General features: G+C 70.0%; 17 protein-coding genes, 1 tRNA gene and 1 riboswitch. Of the genes, 14 read left to right on the forward strand and 4 right to left on the reverse strand.

Annotated elements, in window-relative coordinates; all coding sequences use genetic code 11:
* Positions 1-76: 76 nt before the first annotated feature.
* The 10 genes from ACZ7L0_RS25080 to ACZ7L0_RS25125 all read left to right on the forward strand — a co-directional run bounded on the left by ACZ7L0_RS25080 (position 77) and on the right by ACZ7L0_RS25125 (position 11,780).
* Entirely contained in the window at positions 77-1,108 is a 1,032-nt protein-coding gene (locus tag ACZ7L0_RS25080) for a nucleoside triphosphate pyrophosphohydrolase (RefSeq protein WP_471244772.1), read from the forward strand.
* Positions 1,105-2,376 carry a cytochrome P450 family protein gene (locus ACZ7L0_RS25085; protein WP_471244773.1) on the forward strand — a complete coding sequence of 424 codons (1,272 nt, stop codon included), beginning with the start codon at positions 1,105-1,107 and terminating at the stop codon, positions 2,374-2,376. Before ACZ7L0_RS25080 ends, ACZ7L0_RS25085 begins: the two co-directional genes overlap by 4 nt.
* A 180-nt stretch (positions 2,377-2,556) precedes the next feature.
* Complete coding sequence (locus tag ACZ7L0_RS25090) at positions 2,557-3,573, forward strand: transglycosylase family protein (RefSeq protein ID WP_471244774.1); 1,017 nt, start codon at positions 2,557-2,559, stop codon at positions 3,571-3,573.
* A gap of 182 nt (positions 3,574-3,755) precedes the next feature.
* A riboswitch (cyclic di-AMP (ydaO/yuaA leader) is annotated at positions 3,756-3,938 on the forward strand.
* 4 nt (positions 3,939-3,942) lie between these two features.
* Positions 3,943-4,650 (forward strand): transglycosylase family protein, encoded by a 708-nt coding sequence (locus ACZ7L0_RS25095; RefSeq protein WP_471244775.1) that lies wholly within the window; start codon positions 3,943-3,945, stop codon positions 4,648-4,650.
* A gap of 303 nt (positions 4,651-4,953) precedes the next feature.
* Positions 4,954-6,243, forward strand: a complete 1,290-nt coding sequence (eno, locus tag ACZ7L0_RS25100; RefSeq protein WP_471244776.1) for a phosphopyruvate hydratase — start codon at positions 4,954-4,956, stop codon at positions 6,241-6,243.
* A gap of 159 nt (positions 6,244-6,402) precedes the next feature.
* Positions 6,403-6,879 (forward strand): FtsB family cell division protein, encoded by a 477-nt coding sequence (locus ACZ7L0_RS25105; RefSeq protein WP_471244777.1) that lies wholly within the window; start codon positions 6,403-6,405, stop codon positions 6,877-6,879.
* Positions 6,880-6,905: 26 nt separating this feature from the next.
* Positions 6,906-7,511 carry a DUF501 domain-containing protein gene (locus ACZ7L0_RS25110; RefSeq protein WP_471244778.1) on the forward strand — a complete coding sequence of 202 codons (606 nt, stop codon included), beginning with the start codon at positions 6,906-6,908 and terminating at the stop codon, positions 7,509-7,511.
* The gene (locus tag ACZ7L0_RS25115; protein WP_471244779.1) at positions 7,508-8,449 is read left to right on the forward strand and encodes a Ppx/GppA phosphatase family protein; all 942 of its coding nucleotides are present in this window, start codon (positions 7,508-7,510) and stop codon (positions 8,447-8,449) included. The genes ACZ7L0_RS25110 and ACZ7L0_RS25115 overlap by 4 nt, the downstream gene beginning before the upstream one ends.
* Before the next feature lie 457 nt (positions 8,450-8,906).
* Positions 8,907-10,298, forward strand: a complete 1,392-nt coding sequence (locus ACZ7L0_RS25120; protein ID WP_471244780.1) for an NAD(P)/FAD-dependent oxidoreductase — start codon at positions 8,907-8,909, stop codon at positions 10,296-10,298.
* Positions 10,299-10,493: 195 nt separating this feature from the next.
* Positions 10,494-11,780 (forward strand): class I SAM-dependent methyltransferase, encoded by a 1,287-nt coding sequence (locus tag ACZ7L0_RS25125; protein WP_471244781.1) that lies wholly within the window; start codon positions 10,494-10,496, stop codon positions 11,778-11,780.
* A gap of 63 nt (positions 11,781-11,843) precedes the next feature.
* Here ACZ7L0_RS25125 and ACZ7L0_RS25130 read toward each other — a convergent pair whose 3' ends face one another.
* Positions 11,844-14,372: an ABC transporter permease gene (locus ACZ7L0_RS25130; protein WP_471244782.1), complete on the reverse strand. Its 2,529-nt coding sequence runs from the start codon at positions 14,370-14,372 to the stop codon at positions 11,844-11,846.
* Positions 14,372-15,142, reverse strand: coding sequence for an ABC transporter ATP-binding protein (locus ACZ7L0_RS25135; protein ID WP_471244783.1), 771 nt, complete (start codon positions 15,140-15,142; stop codon positions 14,372-14,374). Before ACZ7L0_RS25135 ends, ACZ7L0_RS25130 begins: the two co-directional genes overlap by 1 nt.
* A gap of 398 nt (positions 15,143-15,540) precedes the next feature.
* Here ACZ7L0_RS25135 and ACZ7L0_RS25140 point away from each other — a divergent pair.
* The 3 genes from ACZ7L0_RS25140 (at position 15,541) to ACZ7L0_RS25150 (ending at position 18,240) form a co-directional block, all read left to right on the forward strand.
* Positions 15,541-15,623: transfer RNA gene (locus ACZ7L0_RS25140), tRNA-Leu, on the forward strand.
* Positions 15,624-15,955: 332 nt separating this feature from the next.
* Positions 15,956-17,131, forward strand: a complete 1,176-nt coding sequence (locus tag ACZ7L0_RS25145; RefSeq protein ID WP_471244784.1) for a 4-hydroxybenzoate 3-monooxygenase — start codon at positions 15,956-15,958, stop codon at positions 17,129-17,131.
* Positions 17,132-17,358: 227 nt separating this feature from the next.
* The gene (locus tag ACZ7L0_RS25150) at positions 17,359-18,240 is read left to right on the forward strand and encodes a Bax inhibitor-1/YccA family protein (RefSeq protein WP_471244785.1); all 882 of its coding nucleotides are present in this window, start codon (positions 17,359-17,361) and stop codon (positions 18,238-18,240) included.
* Positions 18,241-18,321: 81 nt separating this feature from the next.
* On the opposite strand, the gene ACZ7L0_RS25155 is transcribed toward ACZ7L0_RS25150, so the two are convergent.
* Positions 18,322-18,552 (reverse strand): DUF4287 domain-containing protein, encoded by a 231-nt coding sequence (locus ACZ7L0_RS25155; protein ID WP_388803168.1) that lies wholly within the window; start codon positions 18,550-18,552, stop codon positions 18,322-18,324.
* Positions 18,553-18,657: 105 nt separating this feature from the next.
* On the opposite strand from ACZ7L0_RS25155, the gene ACZ7L0_RS25160 reads away from it, so the two are divergent.
* Positions 18,658-18,969: a hypothetical protein gene (locus tag ACZ7L0_RS25160; RefSeq protein ID WP_471244786.1), complete on the forward strand. Its 312-nt coding sequence runs from the start codon at positions 18,658-18,660 to the stop codon at positions 18,967-18,969.
* 3 nt (positions 18,970-18,972) lie between these two features.
* Here ACZ7L0_RS25160 and ACZ7L0_RS25165 read toward each other — a convergent pair whose 3' ends face one another.
* The gene (locus tag ACZ7L0_RS25165) at positions 18,973-19,755 is read right to left on the reverse strand and encodes a hypothetical protein (RefSeq protein WP_471244787.1); all 783 of its coding nucleotides are present in this window, start codon (positions 19,753-19,755) and stop codon (positions 18,973-18,975) included.
* Positions 19,756-20,006 lie beyond the last annotated feature (251 nt).

Below are 20,006 nucleotides of genomic sequence, written 5' to 3' on the forward strand. Positions count from 1 at the left end.
TCATACGAACCGATCATCGCCCCTGTCCTGTGGACAACCCGCGAGGTCGGCGGCGGGTGTGCGTTACGTTCGAAGCGTGAACACCACCAGCCTCGAAGACGCCCAGGTACCGGGCCCGGACGCGGCCCCGGGCCGGATCGTCCTGCTCACCACCAGCCACCGTGTCGCGCCCGGCCTGCTGTCCTGGCCCGCCTGGCAGGCACTGCGCGCCGCCGACCGCGTGCTGTGCGCGGACGGCGCGCATCCGCAGCTGCCGTATCTGCGTGAGGCGGGTATAGCGGTGGACGAGGCGTCCCCGACGGCTCAGGAACTCGTCGACACCTGCGCTGGTGGCCACACGGTGGTGGTCGTGGCGACGGGCGAGGGCGAACCGGCCCTCACGGACGGCCTGGCCCGCCTCGCAGGCACCGGCCGGATCAGCATGCCGGAACTGGAGCTGCTGCCCGCCTCCTACGACCTGCCCGGCGCCCGCCTCCTCGACCTCGTCCAGGTCATGGACCGCATCCGCGCCGAGTGCCCCTGGTCCTCCCGGCAGACCCACGAGGGCCTGGCCAAGTACGGCATCGAGGAGGCGTACGAACTCGTCGAGGCGATCGAGGAGGGCGACCGCGAGGAACTGCGCGAGGAACTGGGGGACGTGCTCCTCCAGGTCGTCTTCCACGCCCGCATAGCCGAGGAGGACACGGAGGCCCCCTTCTCCATCGACGACGTGGCGGGCGGCATCGTCGCCAAGCTCATCCACCGCCACCCGCACGTCTTCGGCGACGAGACCGCCGAGACCCCCGAGGAGGTCAAGGAGCACTGGCTGCGCACCAAGGCGGTCGAGAAGCAGCGCACCTCGGTGACCGAGGGCATCCCCCTCGGCCAGCCCGGCCTCGCGCTCGCCGCCAAGCTCGCCTCCCGCGTGCGCACGGCCGGCCTGGAGGTGCCCCTGCCCCAGGGCGAGGGCATCGGCTACCACCTGCTCGACCTCGCCATACGCGCCGAGGCGGACGGGGTCGACCCGGAGGCGGCCCTGCGGGCGGCGGCGCGGGCCTACCGGGACGCGGTGCGGGCCGCCGAGGGGTGGACGCCCGGGGCGCAGGCTCCGGATACCGTCGGGGAGTGACCGACCAGCCCGCCGCCAAGCCGCCCGCGCCCGACCTCTTCACCTGGGAGTTCGCGAGCGACCCCTATCCCGCCTACGCCTGGCTGCGCGAGCACGCCCCGGTGCACAGGACACGACTGCCCAGCGGAGTGGAGGCATGGCTGGTCACCCGTTACGCCGACGCCAAGCAGGCCCTCGCCGACCAGCGGCTCAGCAAGAACCCGGCGCACCACGACGAGCCCGCGCACGCCAAGGGCAAGACCGGGATCCCGGGTGAGCGCAAGGCCGAGCTGATGACCCATCTCCTCAACATCGACCCGCCGGACCACACCAGGCTCCGCCGGCTGGTCAGCAAGGCCTTCACCCCGCGCCGGGTCGCCGAGTTCACCTCCCGTGTCCAGGAGCTCACCGATCACCTCATCGACCAGTTCGCCGCCAGGGGAAGCGCCGACCTCATCCACGAGTTCGCCTTCCCGCTCCCCATCTACGCCATCTGCGACATGCTCGGCGTCCCGCGCGAGGACCAGGACGACTTCCGGGACTGGGCGGGGATGATGATCCGTCACGGGGGCGGGCCGCGCGGCGGGGTGGCGCGGTCGGTCAAGAAGATGCGGGGCTATCTCGCCGAACTCATCCACCGCAAACGGGAGGCGCTGCCCGCCGAACCCACCCCGGGCGAGGACCTCATCTCCGGGCTGATCCGCGCCTCCGACCACGGTGAGCACCTCACCGAGAACGAGGCCGCCGCCATGGCGTTCATCCTCCTGTTCGCGGGTTTCGAGACCACCGTCAATCTCATCGGCAACGGCACCTACGCCCTGCTCACCCACCCCGAGCAGCGAACCCGCCTCCAGAGGTCCCTCGCCGAGGGGGAACGCGAACTCCTGGAGACCGGCGTCGAGGAACTCCTGCGCTACGACGGCCCGGTGGAACTGGCCACCTGGCGGTTCGCCACCCGGCCGCTCACCATCGGCGGACAGGACATCGCAGCCGGCGACCCCGTCCTCGTCGTACTCGCCGCCGCGGACCGGGATCCGCAGCGGTTCGCGGACCCGGACGTCCTGGACCTCGGACGCCGTGACAATCAGCACCTGGGATACGGCCACGGCATCCACTACTGCCTCGGCGCCCCCCTCGCCCGGCTGGAGGGCCAGACCGCGCTCGCCACCCTCCTCACCCGCCTTCCCGACCTCCGACTCGCGGTGGATCCGGCCGATTTGCGCTGGCGTGGGGGACTCATCATGCGTGGACTGCGTACGTTGCCCGTGGAGTTCACCCCCGTCCGGTAATCGACCGGAACCGGACCTTCCGCTGACATGAAGGTGACACGCGCTCAAGTCTGTGATCTTCACGTGATCTGCGCGGCATTAACTTGTGACAAGTGATCGTCAGCCGATACGTTCACCGGCAGCGCGGCGCCTCACCGCAGCCGCCGCGCTGGTCACTGCTGTCTTGCGAAAGGTCACCGCATGCTCTCCGGGAACGGTCGACACCGTCGCCCCCGTCAGGCTCCGGCTCTCCTCGTCGCGGCCGGCGTGACCGGCTCCGCCATCGCCATCCCGCTCCTCGGCGCCACCGCCGCGAACGCGGCCGACGGGACCACATGGGACAAGGTGGCCGAGTGCGAGAGCGGCGGCTCCTGGAGCGCCAGCACCGGCAACGGGTACTACGGCGGCCTGCAGCTCTCCCAGGACGACTGGGACGCGCACGGTGGACTGGAGTACGCCACCAGCCCCGACCAGGCCAGCCGCTCGCAGCAGATCGCGGTCGCCGAGAAGATCCTCGACGACAAGGGCACCACCCCCTGGGCCACCTGCGCCCTGCTCTCCGGACTCACCTCGGACTCCGGTTCGGTCGATGTGGACACCGGCGTCGGGGACTCCGATTCATCCGATTCCGGCAACTCCTCCGGTTCTTCCAATTCCTCCGGTTCGTCTGACTCTTCGAAGCCTTCGGACTCCTCGTCCGGATCATCCGGTAAGTCCGGTTCGGGCTCGTCGTCCGACTCGTCCTCCAGTGCCTCCCCGTCGCCGAGCGCGGGCAAGGGCAGTGGTGCCGATGCCAAGGACGGCTCCTCCGATGCCACCGAGTCGGACAAGTCGGCATCTTCTGACTCCGGAGGCACTCAGGGGAGTGGCGACTCCTCCACGACTGCCCCCGAAGCCGACGACTCGGACAATTCATGGCAGACCGGGGGTTCTTGGAGTCTTGTCGACACCGGGGCCGTCAATAGTGGCCGCCATCGGGGCGACAGTGCGGACGAAAGCGTGACAAACGGTCAAACCGCCGCTTCTTCCGGCCGTCACGCCGCACGCGGCTACACCGTCCACTCCGGTGACACCCTCGCCTCCATCGCCGACTCCCTTGACCTCGAGGGCGGATGGCGGGTGCTCTACGATGCCAACAAGGACGCCATCGGCACCGACCCGAACAACATCGCCCCCGGTCAGACCCTCGAAGTTGGTACCGAAACGGGCGAAAAGTAGGCGGAGTTGGCGCCCCACTTCACACCCAATGTCCTGTTTGGTGAAAGTGTGGGATGAGTCTCAGAAGCCCTGATCGTCTTTGAAATTCCGTCGGCCGCGTGTCTACGGTCGTGACCGCTCGTCACCACGAGCCCCGGCTGCCGCAACGCCGAATCCTGCCAGTGGCCGCCCGGGAACAGTCGTCGCGTAAAGCGCCGTAGGCAGGAGCGGGGGACCCAAGGTAAGCGCCGGGCCCGGGAGTTCAGACGACCGGGAACGGCTTGGGGTGAAGCCGCGCCTCGCACGAGAACCACGCGAGGTGCGGCCGGGCAACTCAACCGGCCCGAACCCGACAGCTCACCTCGCAGGCGTCGGTGAGGGGATCGATCCATGCTGTTTTCCAGCAAGGGCAAGCACCGCCGTCCGTCCAAGGCCGTCCGCGCCATCGCCGTCGCCGGTGTCACCGGCGCCGCCGTCGCCGCCCCGCTGATGGCGGCCGGCAACGCCTCCGCCGCCACCGCCTCCGAGTGGGACACCGTGGCCCAGTGCGAGTCCGGCGGCAACTGGTCCATCAACACCGGCAACGGCTACTACGGCGGTCTGCAGTTCTCCGCCTCCACCTGGGCCGCGTACGGCGGCACCCAGTACGCCCCGCAGGCCAACCAGGCCTCCAAGGCCCAGCAGATAGCCGTCGCCGAGAAGGTCCTCGCCGCCCAGGGCAAGGGCGCCTGGCCGGTCTGCGGCAAGGGCCTGTCCAGCGCCGCGTACACCGGCTCCTCCGCCGGGTCGAGCAACAGCTCCTCGAACTCCTCCAGCTCCTCGGACTCCGCGGGCTCCACCACCACCCGCTCGACCGACCAGCAGGCCGCCTCCCGCTCCAGCGAGCGTCCGGCCGCGAGCAAGACCGTCACCACCCCGACCGGCAAGAAGGTCAAGAAGGGCGACGGCGAGTACAAGGTCGTCGCCGGTGACACCCTCAGCTCGATCGCCCAGAAGCAGAACGTCGCGGGCGGCTGGCAGAAGCTGTTCGAGCTGAACAAGGACATCGTCGAGGACGCCAACCTCATCTACCCGGGCCAGCAGCTGCACCTGAAGTGACACGCTGCTTGTAGCCGAACCACAGCGCCCTCCTAGGCGGGGCCTCCACAGTGGAGGCCTCGTGAGGGTCACCCCCCGTCCCCACGGGCTCCCCGCCCCGGTGCGTCCTCCCCCGTACGCACCGGGGCGGGGTTTTTTCTGCGCCCCCTTTGTTCCGTCAGGGAACAATGTGTACCGTCAGCCTGTCGTCACCGTGTCCACGGGACGGTCGGTCGGCTGCCGACGCCCCGGGGACGGTTAGGCTCTAGTCGCAAGGCACACCAGCCCCGCACTTCCAGCGTCACATCCAAGAAGGAGATGCTCGTGCCGTCCATCGACGTCGTCGTAGCCCGGGAAATCCTGGACTCCCGAGGCAACCCCACGGTCGAGGTCGAGGTCGGCCTCGACGACGGCAGCACCGGTCGTGCCGCCGTCCCCTCCGGCGCCTCCACGGGCGCCTTCGAGGCCATCGAGCTCCGCGACGGTGACCCCAACCGCTACCAGGGCAAGGGCGTCGAGAAGGCCGTCCTCGCCGTCATCGAGCAGATCGGCCCCGAGCTGGTCGGCTACGACGCCACCGAGCAGCGCCTGATCGACCAGGCGATGTTCGACCTGGACGCCACCGACAACAAGGGCTCCCTCGGCGCCAACGCGATCCTCGGCGTCTCGCTCGCCGTCGCCCACGCCGCCTCCGAGGCCAGCGACCTCCCCCTCTTCCGCTACCTGGGCGGCCCGAACGCGCACCTGCTGCCGGTGCCGATGATGAACATCCTGAACGGCGGCTCGCACGCCGACTCCAACGTGGACATCCAGGAGTTCATGATCGCCCCGATCGGCGCGGAGTCCTTCTCCGAGGCGCTGCGCTGGGGCACCGAGGTCTACCACACCCTGAAGAAGGTCCTGAAGGGCAAGGGCCTGTCCACCGGCCTCGGCGACGAGGGCGGCTTCGCCCCGAACCTCGGCTCCAACCGTGAGGCCCTCGACCTCATCCTCGAGGCCATCAAGGAAGCCGGCTACGCGCCGGGCGAGCAGATCGCGCTCGCGCTCGATGTCGCCGCGTCCGAGTTCTACAAGGACGGCAAGTACGAGTTCGAGGGCAAGTCCCGCTCGGCCGCCGAGATGACCGAGTACTACGAGGAGCTCGTGGCGGCCTACCCGCTCGTCTCCATCGAGGACCCGCTGTTCGAGGACGACTGGGCCGGCTGGAAGGTCATCACCGACAAGCTCGGTGACAAGGTCCAGCTCGTCGGCGACGACCTGTTCGTCACCAACCCCGAGCGCCTCGCCCGCGGCATCGAGGAGGGCACCGCCAACGCCCTGCTCGTCAAGGTCAACCAGATCGGCTCGCTCACCGAGACCCTGGACGCCGTCGAGCTCGCCCAGCGCAACGGCTTCAAGTGCATGATGTCGCACCGCTCCGGCGAGACCGAGGACGTCACCATCGCCGACCTGGCCGTCGCCACCAACTGCGGCCAGATCAAGACCGGCGCCCCGGCCCGCTCCGAGCGCGTCGCCAAGTACAACCAGCTGCTGCGCATCGAGGAGATCCTCGACGACGCGGCGGTGTACGCGGGGCGCAGCGCGTTCCCCCGGTTTCGCTCCGCGAACCAGTAGGCACAGCGCTCCGCGAACCAGTGGGCATGGCAAGGGCTGAGCCGCAAAGCCGTAAATAGGCAAGGCCTAGCCAGTCGTACGTACGTCCCCGTACCCGGTCCCGTACCGTGTCCGGGGACGTACGCACGTAGGAAGCACGCAGGGGAGGCGGAGAGCCAGATGGCCGCGAAGGAACGGGACCGTTTCTCCACCGCGACCAGGATCCGGCTGCTCGGCGAGCAGACCGCGGCCCGGGTCTACCGCTCCCAGACCAAACGGCAGGCCCACCGCTCCCGGCTGACCAGCCGGGCCGCGCTGCTCGCGCTCGTGGTCTGCTCGCTGGTGGTGGCGCTGGCCTACCCGATGCGGCAGTACGTCTCCCAGCGCGCCCAGATCGCCGACCTGCAGCGGGAGAAGCAGCAGGCCAGGGAGCGGGTCGAGCAGCTGCGCGACCTCAAGGCGCGGTGGCAGGACGACGCGTACGCCGAGCAGCAGATCCGGCGGCGGCTGCACTACGTGATGCCGGGGGAGACCGGATACATCGTGGTCGACCCGAACGCGGCCAAGCCGGCCCGCGCCGACCTGGGGGCGGCGGACCGCCCCTGGTACGCGAACGTCTGGGACGGTGTCGACAAGTCCGACGCCTCCGACCAGTGAACCGACAGAGAGACTTTCGTACAGGCATGGAAACGCCCCCGCCCCAGACCCCGCGCACCGAGCCCACCGAGGCGGATGTCGAGGCCTTCAAGCAGCAGCTGGGCCGGCCGCCGCGCGGACTGCGCGCCATCGCGCACCGGTGCCCCTGCGGGCAGCCGGACGTCGTCGAGACCGCCCCGCGGCTGCCCGACGGCACGCCCTTCCCGACGCTGTACTACCTGACGTGCCCGCGCGCCGCCTCGGCGATCGGCACGCTGGAGGCCGACGGCGTGATGAAGGAGATGACGGAGCGGCTGGCCACCGACCCGGAGCTCGCGGCCGCCTACCGCGCCGCGCACGAGGACTACGTCCGGCGCCGGGACGAGATCGAGGAGCTGACGGGCTTCCCGAGCGCGGGCGGCATGCCGGACCGGGTGAAGTGCCTGCACGTGCTCGTCGCCCACTCGCTGGCCGCCGGACCGGGCGTCAACCCGCTGGGCGACGAGGCGATCGCGATGCTGCCGGAGTGGTGGCGCAAGGGGCCGTGCGTGACGCTTCCCGGGGCCCCGTCCGGAGAGGGCTGCCAGGTGGAGACGGCTCAGGACGGCAAGGGCCACTTCGCCGCCAAGCCGATCGAGGGAGACGCCCAGTGACCCGGGTCGCCGCCGTCGACTGCGGTACGAACTCCATCCGTCTGCTCGTCTGCGACGTGGACCCGGAGACGGGCGGACTCGTCGAGCTGGACCGGCGTATGACCATCGTGCGGCTCGGGCAGGGCGTCGACCGCACCGGCCGGCTGGCGCCCGAGGCGCTGGAGCGGACCTTCGCCGCCTGCCGTGAGTACGCGGCGATCATCAAGGAGCACGGTGCCGAGCGGCTGCGCTTCGTCGCCACCTCCGCCTCCCGGGACGCCGAGAACCGGGACGAGTTCGTGCGCGGGGTCGTGGACATCCTCGGCGTCGAGCCCGAGGTCATCTCCGGTGACCAGGAGGCCGAGTTCTCCTTCACCGGCGCCACGAGGGAACTGACGGGACGTGACCACCTCGCCCGGCCCTTCCTGGTGGTGGACATCGGCGGCGGCTCCACCGAGTTCGTCGTCGGCGACGACCATGTGCGCGCCGCCCGCTCCGTCGACATCGGCTGTGTGCGGATGACCGAGCGGCACCTGGTGCGCTACGGGAAGGTGAGCGACCCGCCCACCGAGGAGCAGATCGCCGCGATAAGGGCGGACATCGAGGCGGCCCTCGACCTCGCCGAGGAGATGGTTCCGCTGCGCGAGGCGCGCACGCTGGTCGGTCTCGCCGGGTCCGTCACCACCGTGTCGGCGATCGCGCAGGATCTGCCCGAGTACGACTCGGAGGCCATCCACCACTCCCGGATCCCGCTGGACCGCGTACGCGAGATCGCGGGCGCGCTGCTGCGTGCCACCCACGCCGAGCGCGCGGCGATCCCGTCCATGCATCCGGGACGGGTCGACGTCATCGGCGCCGGCGCCCTCGTGCTGCTGGCGATCATGGAGCGGATCGGGGCCGAGGAGGTCGTCGTGAGCGAGCACGACATCCTCGACGGCATCGCGTGGTCGGTCGCCTAGAGCGGTGGCCTGGGTCTCACTTGTTACCGATCGGTAGCCGTCGAGTGAGCAGGTCGGATAACGTTTGAGCACTCTCGGGGGGCCTTCGCGGGCCCCCCGCCGACGCTCCGCCGGAAAAGTTCGTGAAGTTCTTCACAAGGAATTCGGCCCGGTAGGGGGATCAATGAGGTTCTGTTGAGCCGTTCGGGGGTCCAACGGGCCCGAGAGCGTGCTCAGGAGGGCGTCGCGGGGCGGTGTCCGGCAGTGCTCCGGGAGGGGTGTTTCCGAGCTCTCACAGGGGGCCCGAACGACCGGAGAGGCAGCTCACGCGGCATTGACAACGGGTCGCGGGCCCGGCCGGTTCCCCCACGCAATCATGACCTGCGTCACGCGGGCCGCGGAGTTTAGCACAGGCCCTCAAGAACCTTGTGAAGGGGCGCACGAGCGACCCCCCTGGGGCGGGTGGATACTCGATGCCATGAGCACCACGGAGCGTCCCAGGATCCTCGTAGTAGGCGGTGGGTACGTAGGCCTGTACGCAGCTCGGCGCATCCAGAAGAAGATGCGCTACGGCGAGGCGACCGTCACGGTCGTCGACCCCCGGTCGTACATGACCTACCAGCCCTTCCTGCCCGAAGCCGCCGCCGGCAGCATCTCCCCTCGCCACGTCGTCGTCCCGCTGCGGCGCGTGCTGCCGAAGGCGGAGGTCCTCACCGGCCGGGTCACCACCATCGACCAGGACCGCAAGGTCGCCACGATCGCCCCGCTGGTCGGCGAGGCGTACGAGCTGCCTTTCGACTACCTCGTCATCGCGATGGGCGCGGTCTCCCGCACCTTCCCGATCCCCGGCCTCGCCGAGCAGGGCATCGGCATGAAGGGCATCGAGGAGTCCATCGGCCTGCGCAACCACGTCCTCGAGCAGCTCGACAAGGCCGACTCCACGACCGACGAGGAGATCCGCCGCAAGGCGCTCACCTTCGTCTTCATCGGCGGTGGCTTCGCGGGTGCGGAGACCATCGGCGAGGTCGAGGACATGGCCCGGGACGCGGCCAAGTACTACAAGAACGTGTCCCGTGAGGACATGCGCTTCATCCTCGTCGACGCCGCCGACAAGATCCTCCCCGAGGTGGGCCCGAAGCTCGGCCAGTACGGCAGGGAGCACCTCGAGGGCCGCGGTGTCGAGGTCTACCTGTCCACCTCCATGGACTCCTGCGTCGACGGCCACGTGGTGCTGAAGAACGGCCTCGAGGTCGACTCCAACACCATCGTGTGGACCGCCGGCGTCAAGCCGAACCCGGCCCTCGGCCGCTTCGGCCTCCCGCTCGGCCCGCGCGGCCACGTCGACTGCGAGCCCACGCTCCAGGTCAGGGGCACCGACTACATCTGGGCCGCGGGCGACAACGCCCAGGTGCCGGACGTCGCCGCCCGCAAGGCCGGCGTGGAGAACGCCTGGTGCCCGCCGAACGCCCAGCACGCGCTGCGCCAGGCCAAGGTGCTCGGCGACAACGTGATCTCCGGCATGCGGGGCTTCCCGCAGAAGGAGTACAGCCACGCCAACAAGGGCGCGGTGGCGGGCCTCGGCCTGCACAAGGGCGTCGCGATGATCGTCATGGGCAAGATGAAGATCAAGCTCAAGGGCCGTCTCGCCTGGTACATGCACCGTGGCTACCACGGTCTGGCCATGCCGACCTGGAACCGCAAGATCCGCGTCTTCGCCGACTGGACGCTCGCGATGTTCCTCAAGCGCGAGGTCGTCTCCCTCGGCGCCATGGAGAACCCGCGCGAGGAGTTCTACGAGGCCGCCAAGCCGGCGCCGGTCGCCGCCGCGAGCAAGGCCGACAAGACCGGGGAGAAGGCCAAGGCCTCCTGACCCCAGGTCACCTCGACAGCCCGAAGGGGCCGCCCGCCATCCGTGGTGCGGGCGGCCCCTTCGGCATGGCGGGAGTGTGACGAAACGGGCCCCGTGCAGGTTGGGGTGTGCGGCGGGGAAATACGTCCCCGTACGCGACCGTTGTCCCGGGAGACGGGATCAGACGGGCCCATTCCTTGCACGGAGGTGTGCGCCATGGCCGACGCCGCGTCGCGGCTCAAGAGCCTGCTCGAACAGATGCTGGAAGACCCGCTCTCGCTGAGCATCCGCGCCTGGGACGGTTCGCTGGCCGGTCCGCCGGGCGCCCCGACCCTGGTCGTGCGCAACCGCCGCGCCCTGCGCCGGCTGCTGTTCAAGCCGGGCGAACTGGGCCTGGCCCGCGCCTGGGTGTCCGGCGACCTCGACATCGAGGGCGACCTGTACACCGCCCTCGACGCGCTGGCCGGGCTGATGTGGGAGCGCGGGGAGGACGCCCGCACCCTCGCCCAGGCGCTGCGCGACCCCGAGGTCAGGTCCGCCGCCCGCGGGCTGCTCCGGCTCGCCGGGCCCCCTCTCCCGCCCGCGCCGCCCCGCGAGGAGGTCCGCCGGCGCCACCATCTGCACACCAGGCGCAGCGACAGACGCGCCATCAGCCACCACTACGACGTCGGCAACGACTTCTACGAGATCGTCCTCGGCCCGTCCATGGTGTACTCCTGCGCCTACTGGGAGAAGGGCGGCACCCTCGAATCCGCCCAGCGCGACAAGCTGGAACTGGTCTGCCGCAAGCTCGCCCTGGCGCCCGGCCGACGCCTCCTGGACGTCGGCTGCGGCTGGGGCTCGATGGCGATGCACGCGGCCCGTGAGCACGGCGTGACCGTCGTCGGCGTCACGCTCTCCCAGGAGCAGGCCGCGTACGCCCGCAAGCGCGTCGCCGACGAGGGACTCACCGACCGGGTGGAGATCAGGGTGCAGGACTACCGGGACATCACCGACGGCCCGTACGACGCGATCTCCTCCATCGGCATGGCCGAACACGTCGGCGCCGAACGCTACCTGGGGTACGCCAGGGACCTGTACACCCTGCTGAAGCCCGGCGGGCGGCTCCTGAACCACCAGATCGCCCGCCGACCGCAGCGCGACGAGACGACGTACCACGTGAACGAGTTCATCGACGCCTACGTCTTCCCCGACGGCGAGCTCGCCCCCCTCGGCACCACGGTGACCCAGCTGGAGCGGGCCGGTTTCGAGGTCCGGGACGTGGAGTCGATCCGCGAGCACTACGCCCTCACCCTGCGCCGCTGGGTCGCCAACCTGGAGGCCGACTGGCCCCGCGCGGTCCGGCTCACCAGCCCCGGCCGGGCCCGCGTCTGGCGGCTGTACATGGCGGCCTCCGCCCTCGCCTTCGAACACAACCGCATCGGCGTCAACCAGGTCCTGGCGGTACGCACCCCCGACTCCGGCGAGTCCGGTCTGCCGCTGCGCTCCCGCACCTGGAACTGAACGCGCGAGGCCCCGTTCCCTCCGGTACGCACCCGGAAGAAACGGGGCCTCGCGGCCCTGCGGCTACTCCGACTTGATGGCGGTCAGCATGTTCAGGCGGGCCGCCCGCCGGGCCGGCCACAGGGCGGCCAGGACGCCGACCGTGCCGGCCAGCAGCAGGAAGACCGCCATCCGGGCCCACGGCAGGACCAGTTCGTACGTCGCCATCCTCGTGCCGAGCAGCTCACCGGCCGCCCAGCCGAAGAACACGCCCAGGCCGATGCCCAGCACCCCGCCGAAGACGGAGATGACCAGGGACTCCAGACGGACCATCCGCTTGATGGCCCTGCGGTCCAGGCCGATCGCGCGGAGCATGCCGATCTCCTGGGAGCGTTCGAAGACCGACATGGCCAGGGTGTTGACGACCCCGAGGACCGCCACGATCACCGCCATCGCCAGCAGGCCGTAGACCATGTTCAGCATCAGCGTGAACATCTGCGCGATGGAGTCGGACAGGTCCTTCTTGTCCTGGACCTTGATCGCCGGGTTGTTCCCCAGCGCCTTCTCCAGCTTGTCCTTGGTCGCGTCGGAGGCGCCGTCCGCCGTCTTGACCATGACCTGCATGTCGGCCGGGTCGGTCACGTGCGGGGTCAGGGCCCTGTTGTCCAGCATGATGCCCTGGATCATGTCGTTGCCCTCGTAGACCCCCGCGACGGTCAGCTTCTGCGCCTTGCCGTCCTCGTAGTGCACGGTGAAGTCCGAACCGGCCTTCCAGCCGTGCGACTTGGCGGTCTCGTCGTCGACGACGACCTGCGAGCCGCCCACCTTGAACGAACCGTCGTCGACCTTGAGGTCGGTCAGCCTGCCGATCGCCGGGCCGTTGACGCCGGTCAGGTACTCGGACCGCCCGTCGATACGGGAGGCCGCGTTGCGCAGCGGGCTGGTGGCGGTGACGCCGTCGGTGGCGGCGAGCTTCTCGTCCACGTCCGGGGAGAGTTCGTTGCCGTTGGCCATCGACACCACGTAGTCCGCGCGGATCGCCGCGCTCGCCATCTTGTCGATCGACTTCTGCAGGCTGCCCGCCATCACCGTCATACCGGTGATCAGGGTCAGGCCGATCATCAGCGCGGAGGCGGTGGCGGCCGTACGGCGAGGGTTGCGCACCGAGTTCTGCCGGGCCAGCTTGCCGGAGACCCCGAACACGCGCAGCACCGGGGCGGCGGCCGCGATCAGCGGGCGGGACAGCAGCGGGGTGAGGATGAAGACGCCGATGATCAGCAGCACCGCGCCGAGCCCCATCGGGGCCTGCCCGTCCGAGCCCTCCATCGACGTGGCGGCCAGGACGACGGCGACGCCCGCCGCCGAGAACAGCGCGCCCAGCGTGTTGCGCAGCACCAGCGACTTGGTGGTGGCCTGGGCGTGCAGGCTGCTCATCGCCGCGACCGGCGGGATCTTCGCGGCCCGGCGGCCCGGCAGCCAGGCGGCGAGCATCGTGACGAGGATGCCGACCGCGAGGGCGGAGCCGACCGTGCCGGGGGAGATCACCAGCGGCCCGTCCGGGACCGTGGCGCCCAGCGAGCCCATCAGCGAGCGCAGTCCGGCGCCGATGCCGATGCCCGCGACCAGACCGGCCACGGCGGCGACCGCGCCGACCACGAACGCCTCGACGAGCACCGACCGCGTGACCTGCTTGCGGGAGGCGCCGACCGCGCGCAGCAGCGCCAGCTCCTTGGTGCGCTGGGCGACCAGCATGGTGAAGGTGTTGGCGATGATGAACGTGCCGACGAAGAGCGCGATGCCCGCGAAGACCAGCAGGCCCTGCTTCAGCCCGGACATCTGGGAGGAGATCAGCTCCGCCTGGTCGTCGGCGAGTTCCTTCCCGGTGGTGGTCTCCACCAGGTTCTTCGGCAGGGCGGTGTCCAGCGCGGACTTCAGCGCGGCCTGGCTGGTGCCCGCCTTGGCCCGCACGTCGATCTCGTCGTACGTGCCCGGCTTGCCGAACAGCTTCTGCGCGGTCGCCGTGTCGAACAGGGCGAGGCTGCCGCCGGCGGCGACGTTGCCGTCGTCGGTGGTGAAGATGCCGCTGATGGCCGGGGTGAGCACGGGTCCGTCGACCGAGATGCGCACGCGGTCACCGATCTTGTAGCCGGCCCGCTCGGCGGTCCTGGAGTCGATCAGCACCTCGCCCTTGCCGCGCGGGGCGTGACCGCCGACCAGCGGGTACCGGGCGTCCTTGGTGCCCCAGTAGTTCCCGCCCTCGGACTGCCAGCCGCCGCCGACCAGCTTGCCGTGCTTGTCGGCGATGGCGGTGAAGCCGGTCACGACGCCGGTGGCGGAGGCGGCGCCCGGGACCTTCGCGCTCCGGTCGAGCAGCGCCTGGGTCAGCTTGGGCGTCTTGCCGATCGTGTTGCCCTTGTCCTCCTGGCTCTCGGCGGTGACGGCGACGTCGACCTGGTCGAATCCCTTGGCGGAGCTCTTCTGGTAGGCGTCGGAGATGGTGTTGGTGAAGACCAGCGTCCCGGACACGAACGCCACGCCGAGCATGACGGCGAGCACGGTCATCAGGAGCCGGGCCTTGTGCGCGAGTACGTTGCGCAGGGCGGTGCGGAACATCAGCTGGTACGGCCCTTCGAGTCGAACCGCTTCATCCGGTCGAGGACGGAGTCGGCCGTCGGGCCGTACACCTCGTCGACGATCTGCCCGTCGGCCAGGAACACCACCCGGTCCGCGTAGGCCGCGGCCACCGGGTCGTGGGTGACCATCACCACCGTCTGGCCCAGCTCCCGCACGGAGTTGCGCAGGAAGCCCAGCACCTCGGCGCCGGAGCGCGAGTCGAGGTTTCCGGTGGGCTCGTCGCCGAAGATGATGTCGGGCCGGGAGGCGAGGGCGCGGGCGACGGCCACGCGCTGCTGCTGGCCGCCGGAGAGCTGGGACGGCCGGTGGCTCAGCCGGCCGGACAGGCCGACCATCTCGATCACCTTGTCCAGCCACTGCTTGTCCGGCTTGCGGCCCGCGATGTCCATCGGGAGGGTGATGTTCTCCAGCGCCGTCAGCGTCGGCAGCAGGTTGAACGCCTGGAAGATGAACCCGATCTTGTCCCGGCGCAGCTTGGTCAGCTGCTTGTCCTTCAGGGAGCCCAGCTCGGTCTCGCCGATCCGCACGGACCCGGAGGAGAAGGTGTCCAGACCGGCCACGCAGTGCATCAGCGTGGACTTGCCGGACCCGGACGGTCCCATGATCGCGGTGAACTCGGCCTGCCGGAAGTCGACGGAGACCTGGTCCAGGGCGACCACCCGGGTCTCACCCTGCCCGTAGATCTTCGACAGCTCCGTGGCGCGGGCGGCCACGGCGGTGGTCCGGTCGGCGGTGGGTGTGGTGGTCACGGAAACGTGCTCCTGTCGGGACGACGGCGTTCGAGGGGACGTGCTCCATCGTCTCCGCCGCTCGCCGCCCTGGAGTCACCCCCTGTTCCGGTTCCGGGGGCCGACTCCGGTCGGACGGGCCGACGCCACGTCATACCTGGGGATGACGGCGGACCCCGAGAAGGGTGGAGGAGGTGTCGAGAACAGGTGGAGCCCCCTCGTTCGTACGGTGAAATTCCGTCATTCCGCGTACGTGGCCGCCCACCGCACGTCACGCTACTGGCAAGTGCGGATGGCGTGTTCCGTGGGCTGATGCACCCTCAGACCTCAATAAAATAAGACAACATCGGTCCGCCCGCCCGCTGTTCGGGGGATGCATCCCGATAGGGTCAGAACCTCGAAAGCGGAGCCCATGGCCTGCCCGGATGGTGGAATGCAGACACGGCGAGCTTAAACCTCGCTGCCCCTCGCGGGCGTACCGGTTCAAGTCCGGTTCCGGGCACATCCCGCTTCACGGCTTGGAGCCGGTTCTCTCACCCCTCACCCCTCACCCCTCGTACACCGTCAGCTCGGGCGCTGACCGGCGCGCTGCTGGGCTGTCTTCCGGCTGACCGACCACTCGGCTCGGGAGCGGGTCGGCCGCCTTCGTAGCCCGCCTCTTGCCGGACGCGAAAGCCTGAACGGTGCGGCTTCGTTTCGCAGTTCGATGTGCCGCGCAACCGTTGACAGCGGGCGTACGCGGTCGGAGACTCACGCGGAGAAGTTGGTGAAGAAAACTTCACTACGCGAACAGAGTGAGTCGCCCCGCGACCGTCGAACGAAAGGGAACGACCGATGCGCACCACCGTCGGCATCATCGGAGCCGGGCCCGCCGGGCTGCTTCTCGCGCGGCTGCTGCGCGCCGCGGGCATCGACTCGGTGGTTCTGGAGAGCCGCGACCGCGAGTACGTCGAGCACCGGCAGCGGGCCGGGATCCTGGAGCAGGGGACGGTGGACGTGCTGCGGGCGGTCGGGGCCGGGGAGCGGATGGACCGGGAGGGGCTGCGGCACGACGGGATCGAGCTGCGGTTCGACAAGAGGCGCCACCGGGTCGACTTCCCCGCGCTGACCGGCGGCCGGTCCGTGATGGTCTACGCGCAGACCGAGGTCTGCAAGGACCTCATCGCCCTGCAGCTGAAGGACGGCGGTCCGCTGCTGTTCGAGGCGGAGGCGCTGGCCGTGGAGGGGGCCGGCACCGACCGGCCGCGCGTGCCCTTCCGGTACGAAGGGCGTGAGGACGTGCTGGAGTGCGAGTACGTCGTCGGGTGCGACGGGTTCTGGGGCGTGTCCCGCAAGGCCGTCCCCGTCGAGCTCTCCCGGGTCTTCGAGCGGACCTACCCGTTCGGATGGCTCGGCATCCTGGCCGACGTCGCCCCCTCGCACGACGAGCTGGTCTACGCCCGCCACGACCGCGGCTTCGCCCTGCTCTCCATGCGCTCCCCGTCCGTCTCCCGCCTCTACCTCCAGGTGCCCGCCGGTACGGAGGCGGAGAGCTGGGGTGACGAGGAGACGTGGGACGAGCTGGAGCGCCGGTTCGAGACCGCCGACGGCTGGCGGCTCGAGCGCGGGCCCATCACCCAGAAGTCGGTCACGCCGATGCGCTCCTTCGTGCACGAGCCCATGCGGCACGGCCGCCTCTTCCTCGCCGGGGACGCCGCCCACATCGTGCCGCCGACCGGCGCGAAGGGGCTGAACCTCGCCGTCGGCGACGTCGTCACCTTCGCGCGGGCGCTGGCCCACCGGCGGGAGACCGGCTCGCCGGAGCTGCTCGACGCCTACTCCGCGACCTGTCTGAGCCGTGTCTGGCAGGCCGAGCGGTTCTCCTACGACATGACGACCCTGCTGCACCGCGCCCCGGACGCCACCCCCTTCGAGGACCGTCTCCAGCGGGCCCGCCTGGAGCGGATCGCCTCCTCCCGGGCCGCCGAGACGGACCTCGCCGAGGCCTACACCGGGTTTCCGCTGGACTGACATCCTCGTCCGGTTCCGGCCATGTACCGGTTCGGTCAGGAATGGATCCCTCCGTGGCCGGGAATCACGCATCCGCGTAGCGTGTTGGCCAGCACAGACAGGGAAAGATCCAACTGAGGAAGATCCACCCGGATCCGGGAAAGATCCTCCCCAGGTACTAGGGTCGATCTTTTGCCAATCCATTACTCTTGAGCCAAGGCCACGCAGGGTGGCCATGGAGGAGTGAAATGAGGAGCAGTAACCCGGTCTTCTCGCGACGGGGGTTCAGCCGCGACAACGGCTACGCGGGCTTCAACACCGCGCCGCAGGCCGGGTACGCACCGGGCAACCCCTACGCCCAGGGCAACCCGTACGCCCAGGGCAACCCCTACGCGAACAACCCGTACGCCCAGCAGGACCAGCAGTACGGCGCCCCGCCGCAGGCCCCGGTCTCCACCGGCCGGATGACGATGGACGACGTCGTCATGCGCTCGGCCATGACGCTCGGCACCGTCGCCGTCGGCGCGGTCCTCGCCTGGGCCCTGCTGCCGGTCTCGGCCGGCAGCTGGGGCCTGGCGATCGGGGCCGCCCTGGTCGCGATGGCCCTGGCGCTCGTCCAGAGCTTCAAGCGCACCCCCTCGCCCGCGCTGATCCTGGGATACGCCGCCTTCGAGGGCGTCTTCCTCGGCGTGATCAGCGAGATGTACAACAGCGAGTGGAGCGGTGCCCCGTTCCAGGCGGTGCTCGGCACCATGGCGGTCTCGGCAGCCACCCTGCTGATCTACAAGGCGGGCTGGATCCGCGTCACCGCCCGGTACGCCCGGATCGGCCTGGCGATCGCCATGGCGTTCATCCTGGTCATGGCCGTCAACCTGCTGCTGGTGGCGTTCGGCGTCGCCTCGGACGGCGGTCTGCGCAGCTTCGGCCCGCTGGGTGCGGTCGTGGGCATCATCGCGGTGGTCATCGGCGCGTTCTTCCTGACCCTCGACTTCAAGCAGATCGAGGACGGCATCGCCTACGGCGCCCCGCGCCAGGAGGCCTGGCTGGCCGCGTTCGGCCTCACCATGACCCTGGTGTGGATCTACGTGGAGATGCTGCGGCTCGCGGCGATCTTCAGCAGCAGCGACTAGTCACCGCCCAGCGGTGACGAGAAGGGCCCCGGGTTCTCCCGGGGCCCTTCGGTCGTGCTGGACGGTTCCGGGTGTGCGCGCCTAGAGCAGCTTGCGCGCGGCCCTCCTCAGGTCGTACTCATGGACGATCGCCTTGGCGTGGCCGTACGCGAGGTTGTGCTCGTGCCGGAGCCAGCTGACCTTCTCCTCGAAGCGGAAGAGAGCGGGGCCTTCTTCTACGGCGCGAAGCCAGTCGGAGACTTCGCGGCCGGTGCAGTGGGGGATGCGGGCGAGCAGGTTGCGGTGGGTCTCCTCGGAGAAGAGTTGGGACATCGGCGCCTCCGTGCGCAAAGGGGATGTAAGCCGGTCCTTCAGGTCACCGTGCCCTAGCTCCCGCGTGTTGGCAACAGTCCCGCTGGGACGCGTTACGCTCACCGCGTGGTTGATACGACGCCCCTGACCCATGCCGTGGATCACTTCGCCGACCGGTTGCGGGCCGCGCCGCAGAGTCGGCTCCAGCGGAGCGCTGCCGCCGAGGCGCTGGGACTGGCCAGGGAGTTGGCGCTGTGGGCCCAGCGGATCGAGGATCCTTCGGGAAAACCCCGGGAGATGCCGGACGCGGGGATGTTCGCGGCCGCCGATCAGATCACCGTGGCCGGGCACGACCTGGCGATCGTGCTGGAAAGCGACGCCGAGGTCGAGGAGGCGGTCCGGCTGGTCGCCCAGGCGCAGAAGAGGGCGGGGGTCTGACCCTCAGAGCGAGGCGATGACCCGGTCCGCGAGGATGTAGACCGTCTCCTCGCCGCACGTGAACGTCAGGGTGTACGCGCCCGAGATGCCCGAGCCGCCCAGCAGGTGGGGGTGCTCGCCCGCGCGCAGGGCCGCTGCCAGGCGTTCCGCCGTCTCGCGGTGGCCGGGGGTCATGCACAGGGTGGTGCCGTCGGCGAAGACGTAGACGTCGAGGGTGCCGAGGGGGCCCGGGCGGACGTCGGTGAGCTCGGTGCGGGAGTCCGCGAGCTGTTCGAGGATGGTGACCGTGCGCTCGTGGTCGTTGACGACGGGCGACTGGACGGGCACGAAGTCGGGATGGGAGGGGTGGCGGCGGCGGGCCGCGGCCAGCTCCGGGGACTCCCCGGCGAACTCGTCGGCGTCCGCGCCGGACTCGGTCACCGGCTCCAGGCCCGCGAAGTCGGTCTGCCGGGGGAGGAACATCTCGCTGTCGGCCAGACCGAGCAGGGTGGGCGTGTCGGAGGCGTCGCGGGCCTCCTGGGCGGCCCAGAACGCCCGCGCCTCGGCCAGCTCGCGCTCCCGCTCCTCGGCGAGCGCCTCGGCCACGGCCGCGCGTATCTCAGTGGTGTCGGCCGCGGCTCGGGCTGCGGGCAGCAGGGCGCGCATCGCGGCGGCCTGGTTCTCGGCGAGCTGCGTGTGCAGGGCCGCGACCTGCCTGCGCAGCACCAGAAGGGTGCGCAGGACGGCGACGCCCACGGCGCCGGTGGCGGCCGTGATGAGCAGCAAGACGATCGGCATGGCGCTCACTGACGTACTCCCGGTTCAAAGTCGACCCCCGACTTCCTACATCAGCTTGAAGGGCGGACTAACCAGCTGTCAGTGCGTAACGTCACGAAACGGACAGGACTTTGGCCCCGGGGTTTGCTCGTTTGTCGCTCTGACCTGCGTGAACACCTCCACTGAGGGAGATGCGTCACATCCTGGGGGAGATTGGATCACAAATCGGCCCGGAGTTCGATGTTTCTCCGAACTCCGGGCCAAACGGTCACCGTAGGTCC

Source organism: Streptomyces sp. NPDC039424 (assembly GCF_055639495.1).